Raw genomic sequence first — 15,008 nt, forward strand, 5'->3', positions numbered from 1 at the left:
CGCCTCACTCCAACACCAGAACGCTCAACCCGTCGCGCCCACGCAGCCGCACCAGCAGATTGACCAGCCTTTGCGAGGTTGTATCGGGGTCAAGGCTGACCAGGACTTGCCCGGTGTTCACCTGCTCGACCACCTCGTCCAATGTGACCGGAACGCCGTTCAGGATCAGGCGCTCTGAGCCCAGCTGCAGAAACACCCGCTGACCCGTAACTTCGTCGGCAGAGGCGCCGCCAGTGGCGCTGCTTAATTCGATCTCGGCATATTTCGAGAATGTCGAGGTCAGCATGAAGAAGAGCAACAAGAGGAATATGATGTCGATGAGCGGCGTCATCGACATTGGCCGTCGCACAAATGGTGTAGAATTACGCATGATCTGCTGTCGTTGGGACAGCGGCCACCTGGGCAGAGTCTGACGATCCCCGCCCCGGAACAAGAACGGTCCTCAAGGCCTTGTCGGCAAAAACCCGTTCGCGCGCAGTGCGACTTTCGAACCAGGACAGAACCATCGAGGTCGGCATCGCCACGGCCAGACCAACCGCTGTGGTGACCAGCGCTACCCAGATACCGCCCGCAAGCAGCGAGGGATCAACCGACGATCCGGCAGTCTGAAGGCTCTGGAACGCTTCGATCATGCCAAGGACGGTGCCGAACAGGCCCAGCAGAGGCGCCAGCTGTGCCACGGTGTCCAGCAGGCGAAAGCCGCGTTCAAGGCCCGCCAAGGCCAACCCGGCCTCGGCATCCAGCCTCTGGTCCAGCCCGGGCATGATGGGCGCATCCATGGCAGTTCTGACTAGCGGCGCAAGATAACTGCGGCTTTCCGCCAGCTTGGCCCTTGCGGCCTGCGTGTCACCTGCATCCCAGGCCGCAAGCGCCTGGGACAGGATCTTGTGCCGACCGACACCGGAAACGGTGAACTGCCAAAGCTTGTACAGCGTGACGGCCAGCGTCACGATCGACATGGCGATCAGGACCGCAACCACCGGCCCGCCAAGGGCAACAATTTCACGCAAAGCATCAAGCGGGCTCATCTGAGAAACTCCACATCTGTTCGGTTGTTTAGCGTAAGGGCTTCGTCGCAAAGATCGCTTTCGGCGCCTTCGACCGTACATGTATTGGATCCGTTGATCAGAATCCGGCCAACATCGCCGCAGCTCATGTCCGCGATGCTGAACTGCCGCACCCGCAGACGTCCCGCAGGAATATCGCGGAAATTATACAGCGACAGGCTGACAACATTGCCCTCGGCGTTGAAGATCACGGTTTCATAATTGGCGGCCTCAATCTCGGCACCGGTCTGATTTTGCAACAGAAATGACAGTCGGCAGTTGCCATCGACCTGTTGCAAATTGTTCAGTTCCATCAACAGCCCAGCGCTTGGGTCCTCGGCGGATTGCGCAAGGGACATGGTTGGAATGCCAAGACAAAGGATCGCGAGTTTCGCCAGGCGGAAAGACGTCACAGGTATTCTCCCGGTAATTCAATGAAGACATCGAAGGCCGGCGTTTCGGTGCTGGCGCGTTATTCTTTTATCCAAGAGCTATGGCCCGCGAAAGGGCTCGCGACGCATTTGTGACCAACCGGCATATTTACGGCCATCCGGTCAGACCACTGGTTTCCGGCCGGATTAACCTGAACCCCTGAGGCCTTGTACCTGGTGCCAATTAACCTCGGACCGACCGAAATTGCGTCTGAGTGGTGCGACCACACCGGGCTGGTTCCGATTTGACAACAAAACCATTCATTTGGGAGGCTTGACCGCAATATCATAGCAATTCGGCCTGACATCTGCCACACTTGTTACCAAATTGGTCTGATACCACGTCAATCTTTTGGATTCGGCGCGATATTGACGCGAAAGAGGCATGCAACGATGTGCCGAAGAAGTACCAGGGGGCAAGCGCTGATCAATGACGACTGTCATCGGGAAATCCACACGCCTTTCAACTATTCTGCAAAACGCCGATCTACATGACTTCAGCGCGCGGTTTCTCGAAGAAGGGATAGACGACGTAATATTGGACGAATTGACAGACCCGGAACTTCGAGATCTGGGTTTGACTGTCGGTCAAAGGAAACGTTTTCGGCAAACACAGGCACAACTGAAGCTTCAGGAAGCGTCCGACAGACCCGCAATGTCCCGCGTTGCCGAACGGCGACAGCTGACGCTTGTATTCTGCGATCTGGTCGGGTCCACGCAATTAGCACAGCGGCATGATCCGGAAGAGCTGATGCAGATCATGAATCTGTATCTGGACACCGCCATCGGCACGATGAAACAACACGGATGCCACCTGGCTTATAAGCAGGGCGATGGCATCATGATGTATTTCGGATATCCGAAAGCCACTGAAGATGATACCGAGCGCGCGGTGCGTGCAGTTTTGGAAACCATCGAAGCGGTTCAGAATCTGGAAAACAAGTTCGGTGAAAACCTGGACCTGCGCGCGGGAATCGCAACCGGAGTTGTCGTTGTCGGGGTTGTTTCCTCTGCCAGCCTGGGAACACAGGATTTCATTGTTGGCGAAACGGCCAACCTTGCCTCACGCCTTCAGGGATTGGCCAATCCCGGTGAAGTTGTCGTCTCGTCCGAGACATGGCGCCTGACAAAAGGGGCCTTTAACTTTGAACCGCGCGGCAATCACGAATTGAAGGGATTTGATGGTGAGCGCTCGGTCTTCCGCGTTATTGACGAAAAGATCGCCGCCAGCCGGTTCGACGCACGCACCGGCAAGTCGACGGTCAAATTGGTTGCCCGCGAAGACGACCTGACCGGCCTGACAGGGCTTTGGGATCATGTGCTGCGCGGATCGGGTCAGGTTGCGCTGGTTGGTGGCCCGGCCGGTATCGGGAAATCGCGGCTGATCAATTCCCTCAGCAAAACGCTGGGACAAAGGCCTATGACCCTGCAATGTGTCCCGCATCTTGCCAGTTTGCCCCTGCACCCGCTGCGTGCCGAGCTTCGGCGGTTTGCAGGGGATGAGACTGATACCGACAAGGTAACCGAGTCGATCAGGGAATACGCGAAAAACGCCTCTCGTTTGACCGAAGAAGATGCTGCGCTGCTATTGGATTTGGCCGGGTTTGAAACTGACGCTCCGGTCGAACCCGATCCGATCAAGAAAGCCCGCAAATCTTTGGATTTGCTGATCCGCTGTGCCGGGAGCATCTGCGATGAACGCGGGTCATTGCTGTTGGTATTCGAAGATGTGCACTGGGCGGACGCAACCACGCTGGATGCCTTGGACGCGCTGATCGACGCCTTGGATCAGTTGCCCATCCTTGTGGTTCTGACGCACCGCCCTGAATACGAGCCTCCGGAACATTTTGAAGGCCGCGCGTCAATCGTCGAATTGACACCTCTTTCGGTTCTCGAAGCGTCTGAACTGGTGCGCCGTGTTGCCGTACCGCGCAGCCTGCCGGTCACTTTGGTCAGACAGATTGTCGAAAAAGCCGATGGTGTACCGCTTTATATCGAGGAAATGACCAAGGCGGTTCTGGATCAACTGCCGCAGGACGTGCCCATCGACGCCGGGGTAATGGGAACCCTCAGTATCCCCGCAACTCTTCATGACTCGCTGATGTCGCGGCTGGACCGGATGGAAAATGCGCGACCTGTAGCGCAGTTGGGATCCGTGATTGGCCGCAGCTTCACGTCGGCGATGATCCATGCGGTAGCGCCCAAGGAAACGGATGTGGAATCGGCATTGATCCAACTGATCGGTGCAGGTCTGGTATCCATCACCAGCGAAGCCGGGGCGCCGACTTACACGTTCCACCATGCGCTGGTGCAGGACACAGCGTACCAGTCGCTTTTACTTGAAGACAGGGAACAGATTCACCTGAAAATCGCCAAAGAATTGCTGGCCGGTCACAAGGCTTTTGGTAACCCGACACCGGATACCGTGGCGCATCACTGCGATCTAGGCGGTCTTAAGGGCGAGGCTGTTACCCACTGGGTTCTGGCGGGTGAACAGGCCCTCAGCCGCCTTGCGAACCTACCGGCGATTGCCGCTTTTCAGGCCGCATTGCGCAATATCGAAACGATGCCCGGCGGTCCCGAACGAGATGGAGTAGAGCTTGGCGTCCAGATGAATGTGTTGCCTGCGTTCATGGCGATACACGGTTGGTCATCCACACAGGTTGGGCAGACCGCAGCCCGTGCGATGCATCTTGCACAGGCGCTGGGTGCGGGCGAAACCCTGTTTGCCGCGACCTTCTGCCGATGGACGCATTTCTTTGTGTCGGGCCAGATGAACCGCGCACTTGAGATGGCGCAGGCCCTTGACGGCATGGCCAGCCTTGCACCGGATCCGGTTACAAACGTCCTTGCTGCTCGGGCGCTCAGCTATACTCATTATTTCCGCGGCGAGTTCGCCGATTGCGAAAGACAGCTTGAACGGGGCCTTGCCCTGATCACGCCCGAGCTTGACATGGCCATGATGCCGATGACCCAGTCCTCGACCAGCGCGTCGTTCTTTGCCATTCAGGGCTGTCTTCTGTGGCAGCTTGGCAAATTCGACGAGGCCGAAGAGGCCCGCCTGAAGTCGATCGAAATCAGCAAGCCGTTCGAACACGCCCCCAACCTTGTCTACATTATGGGCGCATCGTCGATGTTCCTTCCGTATGCGGGCGAATGGGACTTGCTGGACGATACGATGAACGAAGCGCGTCGGATCGCGGACGAAGAAGGGTTCCTGTATCTTCACGCAATGCAGGATATCTATCTGGGTCTGGCTCAGGCGGGCAAAGGTGACGTGATCGGGGGGGCTGCTCGTGTCGGGACCTATATGGACCTTGTGTCCCAGGCTGGCGGCAACTTTACCTTCCCGCAAAACCAGATTGTCCTGTCCGAGCTGTTGATCGATCAGGGTCATATCGAGGATGCCCTGAACCGGCTTGAACATGTTTGCACGCCCGGGTGGGAGCGTGGAGAGATGTTGAACAAGCCGGAATATCACCGTGTGCGCGCCAAAGCATTGGCCGCCCGTGGCGACCTTGACCAAGCTGTCACTGAGGCAAATCAAGCCCTGCAGCTTGCACGTGACATCGGGGCAGTTGTTCAAGAGAAACGCGCTCTGGATTGCCTGAACAAATTTGCTAAAACGTTATGAAATTAGATAGCTGCCAGATTTAACCGCGCAGTGCCATCCAGAAGGGGGAGACGATGACCGAAGCACTTGAATTGGACCAGCAGCAGTGGGACGCTGTGAACAAGGCCGTCCACGATGAAGCGTTGCGCGCGCGTATTGCTGCCAGTTTTCTGCCGCTCTACGGCCCGCTACCGGCTGATACCCAATCGGTTCCTCTGAACAAGCTTGAACTGGTTCCCGAAGCGACCGGTCCAAAGATGCGCTTTGGCGTGAATGATTTTGATACGACGCGGCTGTCGACAGTGTCCGTGAACGTCCATGTCAAAGGCGCACAACTTGCAGATCCCGAACTGGCCGCCGCGCTGATCATGTTCCGCCGGGCGGCTGCCATTGTCGCACGGGTCGAGGATGAGATCATTTTTAACGGTCAGGCCGGCACCGGTGAAGGCCCCCAACCCGCGCCCGGCGCACCCGTCACGCTGCCCCCGGTTTATACCGTAAGCGGTGGTGGAAAATACGAAGGCCTGCTGGAAGCGGGGGGGGCACAACCCATTTCCGGCGGTTCCAAGAAAAAGCCTACCGGCCCCGAGGTTTTCGAGGCCGTGGTTGCGGGTATCAGTCAACTGGAATCCCTGGGTCATCTTGGACCCTATGCCTGTGTGATGGGTAACGGCCTGTTCCAGGCGGTCACGACACCGATGGAAAACTCAATGGTCTTGCCCCGCGACAGCATTCTGCCATTTCTGGACGGGCCGCTGCTGCGGTCTGGCGCATTTCCGGTGAACAAGGCCGTGCTGGTGTCTTTGCAGGGCGCACCGGTTGAGATTGTTGTGCCTTCTGACATTGCTGTCAAATATCTGCAGACCTCGGCAGATGGCGATCATATCTTCCGCGTTCAGCAGAAATTCCGCCTCAGGATCAAAGAAGCTCAGGCTATCTCGACCATCACGTGCTGACCGGCGCGATGGGTATGCGGGAATTCAGCGACGGCGGGGTCACCCTGCGCTGGTCCGAGGCCGCCTTTCAGGCAGCCACCGGGGTACAGCGGGTTCTGGTTGAGGCCGGGCCTGCGATATCTCCGCATGACACGCTGCGCCTGTTCTATCGCGAAGGGGGCGGACCTGAACGGGCTGTCCGTGGGTGGCCACTGGGTCAGGATCCACAAACGGGGTTGCAGCAATTTGCAGCGGCCCTTCCGGTTCCCGCTGTGGGAAAACAGATGACCTGGCGGCCGGTTCTGACCTCGGGCGGGCGCGATTATGACCCCGGAAACGCGGTCGCGCCGAAACCAGAAGATCGCGCGCCAAAACACGAGACATCCAGCCCGGTGCTGGATCATATCGCCCATTTTGAGGTGCCGTTTTCGGGCAACTTCAACCCATCGGGTGAAACTCCCGATGGCATATGGCTGCATTTTGCGATCAAAGAAGGCGGCACCGTGACCGGCCCGAACCTGAACGGAACGATCGAGCCGGTGGGCGGAGACTGGATGCGCGTGCGCCCTGATGGCGTGGGTATTCTGCATGCCAAGGCGCTGATCAACCCGACAACCGGCGGTGCCCCGGTCATGTTCGACGATACCGGGATCTGCGATTTCGGTGAGGATGGCTATGCCGCTCTTGCCAAGGGCAAGCTGCCACCCAGCGCGCCGGTTCGGCTGGCACCCCGGTATCTGACCTCGAATCCGCGTTATACGTGGATCAACCGTCTGCAGGGTTTCGGAATCGGAGAGGCCAGCCTGTCCGACATCACCCTGCGGTTTGACGTCTATTCCGCGAAAGGAACATCCGATGGCTGAAAAGGTGGTCATATTAGGCGGGGGCGTCGGCGGGATGAGCGCCGCGCATGAGCTGATCGAACGGGGTTTCGAAGTCGAAGTCTACGAGCGCCAGCTTATCGCCGGCGGCAAGGCCCGCAGCATTCCGGTGCTTGAAGGCGAAGACGATCACGGTTCGAAAGAGGAACATATCAGAGCGCTGAAAGACTGGATCGGGATGCACGGCTATGACCTGCCACCCGGTGTCAAACGCCCCTGGTTGCCCGGTGAACATGGGTTCCGGTTCTTCCCTAACTTCTACCGGCACATCACCAATACGATGTCGCGCACGCCCTATTATGACAAGGGCACCTGCTACGACAATCTGGTTCCGACAACCCAGGTATTGGTCAGCCAGTTCGACCACCCCGGTATCATCGTACCCGAGCGGTTTCCACAATCGCTAAAAGAGGTCGCCAATGCGCTCAAGACCTTTGCCTATACAATCTCGCCGCGCAACGAAATCGACTTTGAGGATATCGAACATTTCATTGGTTGCATGTGGCGCATTGCGACCTCGTGCAAAGAGCGCCGGTTCGATGAGTATGAACGTATCGGCTGGTGGGAATTCATCGGCGCCGCGGAGCGGTCCGAAGCCTATCAGAAGTTTCTGGCAATCGGCCTGACCCGGTCACTGGTGGCGGCCAAAGCGACAACCGCAAGCACCAAGACCGTCGGCGATGTCGCCATTCAACTGCAGCTTGGGATCGCAACACCCGAGGCGACCAGCAACAGGCTGCTGAACGGGCCGACCAACTTGGTCTGGATTCAGCCTTGGTTGGAATATCTGAAAAGCCGGGGTGTGGTGTACCATTTCGATTCCAAGGTCACCGGGATTGAATGCCGAAACGGCCGAATTGCCAGCGCCACCGTTGAACAGGACGGCACGCAAAAGCAGGTCACCGGCGACTGGTTCATCAGCGCCCTGCCCATTGAACGCATTGCACCTTTGGTGACGCCGGCCATGACAAAGGTAGATCCGGGTCTGGCCAAGCTGCCATTGCTTGCCGAAGACGTGCAGTGGATGAATGGCATCCAGTTTTACCTGACCAAGGATGTTGAACTGGCCCATGGCCATGTGATCTTTATCGACAGCCCTTGGGCGCTGACGGCTGTTTCGCAAAAACAATTCTGGTCCCAGATAGATTTTGAAAACTGGGCCGACGGTAAGACCAAGGGATTGCTCTCGGTCGATATTTCCGAATGGGACAAGCCGGGCACAAACGGAAAAACCGCGCGCGACAGCTCTCGTGAAGAAATCGCCAAAGAGGTCTGGGAACAGCTCAAACGCAGCCTGAACGTTGATGGCAACATCGTCCTCAGGGATGAAGAACTGCACTATTGGTTCCTGGATCCCGACATCGTTGAGGACCCCGATCATCCTGCCCGAGAAAGCAATGTCGAACCGCTGTTGGTAAACCGCATTAACAGCTGGCGGCTGCGGCCCGAAGCGGCGACGCTGATTCCGAACTTTATGCTTGCGTCCGACTACGTCCGGACCAACACCGACCTGGCCACCATGGAAGGCGCAAATGAGGCTGCCCGAAGAGCCGTCAATGCCATCCTGCGGCGCAGTGGTTCTGAGGCGCAGCCCTGTGAAATCTGGGATCTGCATGAGCCCGACATCCTGCAACCCCTGCGGGCCTATGACTATGCCCGATATCAGGCGGGTGAGCCCTGGGATGAACGCTTTGCCATAGCTGTCGAGGCCGCTTTGCGCATGGGACAAGACGCCACCGGCACCAAACGTGGTGGGCAAGGACCGCTGGCCGCGATTGGTCCGCTGACGGCCGAATACTCCAAGCCCGGCGGAATTGTCGAAGACCCTGCGATCTCGGACGCGTTGCGCATGGTCGCGGCACCTCCAGAGCTTTATAATCTGATGGCCGCGCATCTACCGGGCCGGGACACACCGATCCCCGGCGCGGACTTTGCTGAAGATCTGGCGATCGGCATTGTCGAGGCGACCACACCGCCAACCGACATGTCCGGTCGCAAAGTCATCATCACACAGAAGGGCTGACAGGTGACTGTTCCCAAGGCGCAGCCGGCATCCGCGGCCACGCAAGGTTTCCTTGAGCAGCTGACGCGTTATGGCGATCAGGCGCGCAAGGTACTGTTGGACAAAATGCCAGCGGGTGAGCCGCAAGCCTATCTCTATGGGCCTATGCGGGACTATATCGAAACCTCGGGCAAAGGGCTTAGACCTGCCCTTCTTTTGGCCACGTGTGAAGCATTCGGCGGAAAAGCCGAGGATGCCGAAATTGCTGCTGCGGTCATCGAATTGCTGCACAATGCATTTCTGGTTCATGACGATATCGAAGACCTCAGCGATTTCCGACGGGGTCGGGAATGTATGCACAAACGTCTTGGTGTGCCCTTGGCGATCAATATCGGCGACGGCATGCAATCTCTGGCGCTAAGCCTGCTGCGCCAGAACCTCGGCCCTCTGGGCCCGATGACCGGCGCGCGTGTGGTGGACGAATTTGATCACCTGCTGAAAGAGTCGATCGAGGGCCAAGCCCTTGAATTGGGATGGATAAAAGACAATCGCCTTGACCTCAGCCCGTCCGACTATCTGACCATGTGTCTGAAGAAAACCTGCTGGTACAGCTTCATTCACCCGATGCGTATAGGTGCCCTGATCGCGCGCCCGGACGATGTCGCCTCCGGGGCGCTGAATCTGGATGACTTCAACGCGTTCGGCTTTTTTCTGGGGGCCGCCTTTCAGATCCAGGATGACGTTCTGAATCTTGTGGGAAGCCAGGGTAAATACGGCAAAGAGATCGGTGGGGATATCTACGAAGGCAAACGCACGCTGATGCTGGGACGTCTTGGGGCGCAGGCGGATCGGCAGGAACAGTCCCGACTGTCAGAGTTTCTAGAAAAGCCAAGAACGGCCCGTTCGGAGCAAGAGGTCGAATGGGTATTGGCGCGGATGAACCACTATTCTTGCATTGAATATGCTCAGGCCGCAGCAAATGACCTGCTTGCGGCGGCCCGTCGGGAATTCGATGTTGTATTTGCAAATACCAACGCGGCGCCGCGCGCGTTTCTTGGTCAGTTCATGGATTATCTGGTGGCGCGTCAGGTCTAACGCTCGCCCTTTTTTTTGTAGATATTCAATATCTTAAATTTCGAAATCCCGTGAATCCACCGCCGAATCCAATACGCATTCCTTTCAAGTTTGTCATTTACTAAACGCTGTAGGCTGTGCACATTGAGCTATGCCTTATTTCGAGCGAAAACCATTTGTCAGCGCTCTCCGCACGGCCACCAAGGCCGTTCCGGAGCAGGATACACTTCCGATATCTCAGATCGCACGGGGCATTCTGAATGCGGAAAACAGCACCACACAACAGCTGGACGGACCCTTTCACTGCCGCAAGCCCTGCAGGCCCGGTGAGACAGGAACCATTCTCTTGTCCTTTGCTGCACCTGCCGGAGCAGACGTTGTCGACTTGCAGTTCGAACCGGGCGACATGATCAGCCGCGACGGCAACGTGTTGCCAACCGACAAGATGAGCATCCAACCTTCCGCAGTCCGTATTCCCCCGGGACAGGCCGTCGACGTTGCCGTAAGCCTCACCATTCATGATCTGGCAGAACCCGGCCAGTATCAGGGGCGCGTATACACCAAAGGCAGCGAAAACACCGCCATCGTTGTCACCTTTGAGGTTGTGGCTGACTAAAGTGATCCTGCCCCGAAGGTAGGGTGCAGTATTGCCCGTGGTCGGAGTTTTCTATTTCGATTGCACATATGCAGAAAGATAGCTTCGAAAAATATTTCGATTTGTAATCATCTGCCTCATACGAAGCTGGCACCGGGCGAGGCTAAACATGCGCCTCATAGATAGCTTAACTATTCCTGCCATTGGGCTGTTAGGTGCCACAGCCAACGTGAATGCCGAGCAAGAACAAACATCTTTTTAAATCGGGTGAGATGGGTCGCCTTGGCACAAAAATCGACTAAAAGATTACCGGGCAAACGATATAAACTGTTGAGCAACATCGACGCGCGAAGCGAAATGACCAGCCAGAATTGTCCCCCGTCTCTCGCATACAGAATCGAAGGCGGTCAGGCATCGCGCTTTGCTTCAGCCAACTCACGCAACCAAAAAAATGACGATGCCCTGAACCCAAATTGCGCGCACTCGGAATTGCCGCGATTGTCCGATTTGAGAACGCGCTTCTGCTCGATACTCAACCGCTCAAATCATCTACGGCTTGGCGCACAGCAGCGATCATCTGCGGCGCCAAACCGTTGTGACCCAGTCTCTCAATCTCCTCAAATTGAAGCTTTCCAGCTTGGGCAAAGGCACGGGCAGGTTCAATCGGGCATATTAGGTCATCCGCTCCATGGATCAAACGATGTGGGAGTACGGAGATTCTATTTGGATCTCCGGGGCCGGTAGCAGGTAGGAAGAAATTATTAAGCCAGTACCAAAGGTACACGCGGGTACGATTTATGTCGCTTTGGGTGACGGCTGCCGGAAGCCGCACAGTGCCGGGTTGCGGTCCATGAAACGCATCTTCAAGCGCCATCACACGGCGGGCTGCCTCACGTGCTTGCGCGTCATTGTCTTCCATACGGGCAAACCATGCTATGGCAGGATGGAGCTGTTCTGTCTCATCGAGAGGATCGAGAAACAGGCCGCGCGCACGCTGCCCGGCTTCGAAACGCTTTGCCCTATCGCGCAACATCCACTGGTCCATTGAAGGGCGGCAGATATGCGTGCTGCGCACGATCAATGCGCGTACCCGATCAGGATGAGCGGATGCGTAGGCCAATGCCAGTGCGCCACCCCATGAACCACCCAGCACTATCCAATCTTCATATCCCAGGGCCATCCGGATAGCCTCGGCATCGCGTAGGGTGTGCTGGGTCGTGTTTGCAGTGACCCGACCAGCTCTGCCCGACAACCCTGTTCCGCGTTGGTCAAGAAGAACCACCCGATGGCGGTCGGCGTCGAAATAGGCTGTGTGCTGCGGGTTGAGACCCGACCCTGGCCCCCCATGGAAAATGAGCGCGGGCGTATCGCCATGCCCCCAAATCTGTACGTTCAAACCGTCTATTGGGACAGGTTTAAAAGTGTTCATCGGTAGGACTGCGACCTCCTTTATCATAATCTCGCGACTGTCTTACTGGTGATGCTCTTCAACGAAGTTCGACGCGAAAGCCAATACGCCACGATGGCCAATACCCCGCAGATTACAAAGGTGAGCTGCATCCCGTTGGCAATCGCTTCAGCAGATGCTGCCTCGACGGTGCGGGCCCCGATCCCAAAGGAAAAGACCGTCCCCATGACAGAGGCGCCGAAAATAAGGCCCAGATTGCGCGACAAGCCAAGCAGCCCTGAAACTGTCCCCCGCTGATCTGCCCGAACCCCCACCATGATCATGGTGTTGTTGGCGGCCTGAAACAACTGGTATCCCGGTGTCAGGATGCTGATAGCGCCAATGTAACCAATGACACCGAATGCGACTGGCAGGACCGCAAGCGCAAAGGTCCCGGTGGTCAGAGCAATGAGCCCAAGCGACAGAACACGCGCCGCCCCCCATGCATCCACAAGGCGACCCGATGGGACGCCGAGGAAGATCGATATGATTGGTCCGACCGACATGACAAGCCCCACTTTCGCCGCGCTCAGCCCAAGAGACTGCCCCAGAAAGAAGGGGCCTATCAGCAAAGTGGTCAACATCACATTTGCCACCAGAAAATTTGCCGCAAGGCCGGGGATTGCGCCGCTCTTTCGCAGTGCAGTTAGTCCGACCAGAGGTGTTATCCCAGAGGCAACACTTGCGGGCAAAAGCCGAACGGCCAAAACGGCCGTAGTCAGGCTCATCGGCACCAGGACAAAGAACACTCCTTGCCACCCGAGTTTTCCAATCAGCACCCCACCCAACGAAGGTCCCAGTGCGGTTCCGACCGCCGACATCGTGCCCAACAGGCCCATGGCTTGCCCGACACGCTCTGTTTCAAAAATATCGCGAACGAGTGCGACGGTCAGCACCATGAGGAATGCAGCACCAATTCCCTGAAGAGACCGCGCGGCACTCAACACCTTAAGGTTGGGCGCCAAGCCGCAAAACGCAGAGGCCAGCGCGAAAAGTATAAGCCCGAAGATCAGCATCTGCTGTCGTCCAAAGCGGTCCCCAAGTCGTCCAGCCAGCACAGAGAACAGCGTCAGTGTCGCGAGATATGCGATCACCACCCATTGCACTTGATGTAGCGGCGCCTTCAGGTCCTGGGCGATTGCAGGCAAGGCAATATTGGCAATGCTGGTGCCCAATGAGGCCAGCAGCATGGACAGGGAGAAACACAACAAAGCGCCGGGTCTCGTTGTCTTCAATGCATTTGATTTGATGTGCACCACTATTTTCCTCTTGTCGGAATCGCTACAGAAGGTGACGTTACGAATTCAAGTCGACTTGAGGTCAAGCATGAAACTTTTGGATATAGGCGAGGTGTCGAAAAAGACCGGCACCCCAACTTCAACGCTGCGTTACTATGATGAGCTTGGCCTGATCTCGTCTGTTGCGCGGCACGGGCTTCGTCGGCAGTTCACGCCGGATGTCTTATTGCAACTAGCCCTGATCACGATGGGCAAATCTGCGGGGTTTTCACTTGAGGAAATCTCGGGGATGTTCGGCCTTGATGGAACTCCGAATATCCCCCGGCAAGAGTTTCACATTCGTGCGGATGCGCTGGATCGGCAAATCCGCGAGCTGACGGCGCTGCGCGATACCCTGCGACATGTGGCGGATTGCCCGGCGCCATCGCATTTGGAATGCCCAACATTCAGACGGCTCATCGACCTCGCCCATCACCGGGGCACGAAGAAAGCCAGTGGCAGGTAGCGGCAAGCCAACTACGAATTTTTGGTATACCGCTGAGGGGTATGGTCGGCCCGCACGATTGGATGCAATGCCGATATGTAAGTGTCCGAAATACACTAATTCAGATCGAAGTGAGCGGCCAAACTGTCAATTATCATGTCAAGAACTTGGGCGCGGTCCGTTCCCCCAGGATCAGTGCAAACAGGATCGTCCTGCTCTTCGATCAAAATCGCTTCACCGGCGGGCTTACATAATCCAAGCGCGGTGAAATGCGTTGCGGGCGCGATCGTCATCACCGCGGCCTGAGGAACCAGCGCCTCAAAATTGCTTCCCAGGGCGCTCGTGTCTGTTGCATTCAGCCTGTCGGCCCCGTCACCCAATCCAATCAGAAAAAGCGAGGCTGTCACGTCCCGCACATCCTTATGCGCAAGATCCCAAGTTAGTCCCGGATCAATGGCTGCGACGGCACTGACCCGTGGATCCTTGTAAGATGCCTCATATTTTTCCTGATCGATTGCGGTTACATCGACGCCCTCTGCCGTCAGCTTTGCGCAAAATTGTGACCCTGCCCCTGCGGCCTCGCAATAATCGAAAAATCCGTCACGATTGCCCTGGACGCCCGCAAGCGAAAGGGCTGTCCAGCCACCATAAGAGAAACCCGTGGCGTAGATCCGTGAAGTGTCGATGAGGGGGGCGAAAACCGGGTCTTGCAGCGCGTGATCCAACGCGGTGGACATGTCCTGGGCGCGGGTCCAATGATTAAATGCGGTATCGAAATCCAAATCTAAGGTCGTGCTGCCTGGATGGTTTACTGCCACTACGATTGCACCTTGCGAGACCAACCCCGCACTAAGCCACGCCATTCGTGCATAATTGCCGCCCCATCCGTGTGAGAGAAGAACAACCGGATGTTGCCCTGGCACCGGCCTGGCGTTTTCGACTACTGCTGTTCCATAGAACACTGCATTTTCTGCAAACATAGTCTGGCGCTGACCTGCCGCAGGGAACATGACAGCCATTTGCATGTCCTGATCATGATGAGGTGCGGCAATCGTCAATTCGACGAGGCCGACATCTTGTGCAGCAATTTCCGTGCCCGCCGAAAGGGTCATGACGAGGGTAAGAAGAGGAAGTTTCATGGCGCGCCTTTTTTGTAGGGTGGCATTAGTGTCGGCCTACATTCAGACGCTGTCGGGATTTCATACGACCTGAATCCGGTTTAAGGTCGCGCAGATCAGGATTTAGGTCCTATGACAGACGAA

Annotated in this window: 13 protein-coding genes; 7 read left to right on the plus strand and 6 right to left on the minus strand. The window is 56.9% G+C overall.

The features are described 5' to 3' along the window. Positions 1-4 precede the first annotated feature (4 nt). From AC2FGB_RS16215 to AC2FGB_RS16225, 3 genes are read right to left on the minus strand one after another with little or no spacing between them, the layout of a single operon-like run. Complete coding sequence (locus AC2FGB_RS16215) at positions 5-370, minus strand: biopolymer transporter ExbD (protein WP_496694294.1); 366 nt, start codon at positions 368-370, stop codon at positions 5-7. Continuing rightward, on the minus strand, positions 363-1,028 hold the full coding sequence (locus AC2FGB_RS16220) for a MotA/TolQ/ExbB proton channel family protein (protein ID WP_496694293.1): 666 nt from the start codon (positions 1,026-1,028) through the stop codon (positions 363-365). Before AC2FGB_RS16220 ends, AC2FGB_RS16215 begins: the two co-directional genes overlap by 8 nt. Then, positions 1,025-1,459: a hypothetical protein gene (locus AC2FGB_RS16225; protein WP_496694292.1), complete on the minus strand. Its 435-nt coding sequence runs from the start codon at positions 1,457-1,459 to the stop codon at positions 1,025-1,027. Before AC2FGB_RS16225 ends, AC2FGB_RS16220 begins: the two co-directional genes overlap by 4 nt. 448 nt (positions 1,460-1,907) lie before the next feature. Here AC2FGB_RS16225 and AC2FGB_RS16230 point away from each other — a divergent pair, with 448 nt between their 5' ends. The 6 genes from AC2FGB_RS16230 (at position 1,908) to AC2FGB_RS16255 (ending at position 10,598) form a co-directional block, all read left to right on the plus strand. Further along, a complete protein-coding gene (locus tag AC2FGB_RS16230; RefSeq protein WP_496694291.1) occupies positions 1,908-5,111 on the plus strand; it encodes an adenylate/guanylate cyclase domain-containing protein in 3,204 nt (1,067 codons plus the stop codon). Positions 5,112-5,164: 53 nt separating this feature from the next. Continuing rightward, entirely contained in the window at positions 5,165-6,046 is an 882-nt protein-coding gene (locus AC2FGB_RS16235; RefSeq protein WP_496694290.1) for an encapsulin, read from the plus strand. Positions 6,047-6,060: 14 nt separating this feature from the next. Next, entirely contained in the window at positions 6,061-6,888 is an 828-nt protein-coding gene (locus AC2FGB_RS16240; RefSeq protein ID WP_496694289.1) for a DUF3237 domain-containing protein, read from the plus strand. Beyond that, positions 6,881-8,929 carry a hydroxysqualene dehydroxylase gene (locus AC2FGB_RS16245; protein ID WP_496694288.1) on the plus strand — a complete coding sequence of 683 codons (2,049 nt, stop codon included), beginning with the start codon at positions 6,881-6,883 and terminating at the stop codon, positions 8,927-8,929. The genes AC2FGB_RS16240 and AC2FGB_RS16245 overlap by 8 nt, the downstream gene beginning before the upstream one ends. A 3-nt stretch (positions 8,930-8,932) precedes the next feature. After that, the gene (locus AC2FGB_RS16250) at positions 8,933-10,003 is read left to right on the plus strand and encodes a polyprenyl synthetase family protein (protein ID WP_496690292.1); all 1,071 of its coding nucleotides are present in this window, start codon (positions 8,933-8,935) and stop codon (positions 10,001-10,003) included. Between the two features lie 130 nt (positions 10,004-10,133). Beyond that, positions 10,134-10,598, plus strand: coding sequence for a hypothetical protein (locus AC2FGB_RS16255; RefSeq protein ID WP_142638504.1), 465 nt, complete (start codon positions 10,134-10,136; stop codon positions 10,596-10,598). Positions 10,599-11,109: 511 nt separating this feature from the next. Here the strand turns inward: AC2FGB_RS16255 and AC2FGB_RS16260 are convergent. After that, positions 11,110-12,006, minus strand: a complete 897-nt coding sequence (locus AC2FGB_RS16260; protein WP_496694287.1) for an alpha/beta fold hydrolase — start codon at positions 12,004-12,006, stop codon at positions 11,110-11,112. 23 nt (positions 12,007-12,029) lie between these two features. Then, the gene (locus AC2FGB_RS16265) at positions 12,030-13,280 is read right to left on the minus strand and encodes an MFS transporter (protein ID WP_496694286.1); all 1,251 of its coding nucleotides are present in this window, start codon (positions 13,278-13,280) and stop codon (positions 12,030-12,032) included. Between the two features lie 70 nt (positions 13,281-13,350). On the opposite strand from AC2FGB_RS16265, the gene AC2FGB_RS16270 reads away from it, so the two are divergent. After that, entirely contained in the window at positions 13,351-13,767 is a 417-nt protein-coding gene (locus AC2FGB_RS16270; RefSeq protein WP_142638500.1) for a helix-turn-helix domain-containing protein, read from the plus strand. A 95-nt stretch (positions 13,768-13,862) separates the two neighbouring features. On the opposite strand, the gene AC2FGB_RS16275 is transcribed toward AC2FGB_RS16270, so the two are convergent. Continuing rightward, positions 13,863-14,885 (minus strand): alpha/beta hydrolase family protein, encoded by a 1,023-nt coding sequence (locus AC2FGB_RS16275; protein ID WP_496694285.1) that lies wholly within the window; start codon positions 14,883-14,885, stop codon positions 13,863-13,865. Positions 14,886-15,008 lie beyond the last annotated feature (123 nt).

Source organism: Ruegeria sp. CDSC021 (assembly GCF_059610845.1).

What these genes read in the sequence shown, in the direction of transcription:
- AC2FGB_RS16215 (WP_496694294.1), bottom strand. Translation starts at nt 370, where the DNA reads ATGCGTAATTCTACACCATTTGTGCGACGGCCAATGTCGATGACGCCG.
- AC2FGB_RS16220 (WP_496694293.1), bottom strand. Translation starts at nt 1,028, where the DNA reads ATGAGCCCGCTTGATGCTTTGCGTGAAATTGTTGCCCTTGGCGGGCCG.
- AC2FGB_RS16230 (WP_496694291.1), top strand. Translation starts at nt 1,908, where the DNA reads ATGACGACTGTCATCGGGAAATCCACACGCCTTTCAACTATTCTGCAA.
- AC2FGB_RS16235 (WP_496694290.1), top strand. Translation starts at nt 5,165, where the DNA reads ATGACCGAAGCACTTGAATTGGACCAGCAGCAGTGGGACGCTGTGAAC.
- AC2FGB_RS16240 (WP_496694289.1), top strand. Translation starts at nt 6,061, where the DNA reads ATGCGGGAATTCAGCGACGGCGGGGTCACCCTGCGCTGGTCCGAGGCC.
- AC2FGB_RS16245 (WP_496694288.1), top strand. Translation starts at nt 6,881, where the DNA reads ATGGCTGAAAAGGTGGTCATATTAGGCGGGGGCGTCGGCGGGATGAGC.
- AC2FGB_RS16255 (WP_142638504.1), top strand. Translation starts at nt 10,134, where the DNA reads ATGCCTTATTTCGAGCGAAAACCATTTGTCAGCGCTCTCCGCACGGCC.
- AC2FGB_RS16260 (WP_496694287.1), bottom strand. Translation starts at nt 12,006, where the DNA reads ATGAACACTTTTAAACCTGTCCCAATAGACGGTTTGAACGTACAGATT.
- AC2FGB_RS16270 (WP_142638500.1), top strand. Translation starts at nt 13,351, where the DNA reads ATGAAACTTTTGGATATAGGCGAGGTGTCGAAAAAGACCGGCACCCCA.
- AC2FGB_RS16275 (WP_496694285.1), bottom strand. Translation starts at nt 14,885, where the DNA reads ATGAAACTTCCTCTTCTTACCCTCGTCATGACCCTTTCGGCGGGCACG.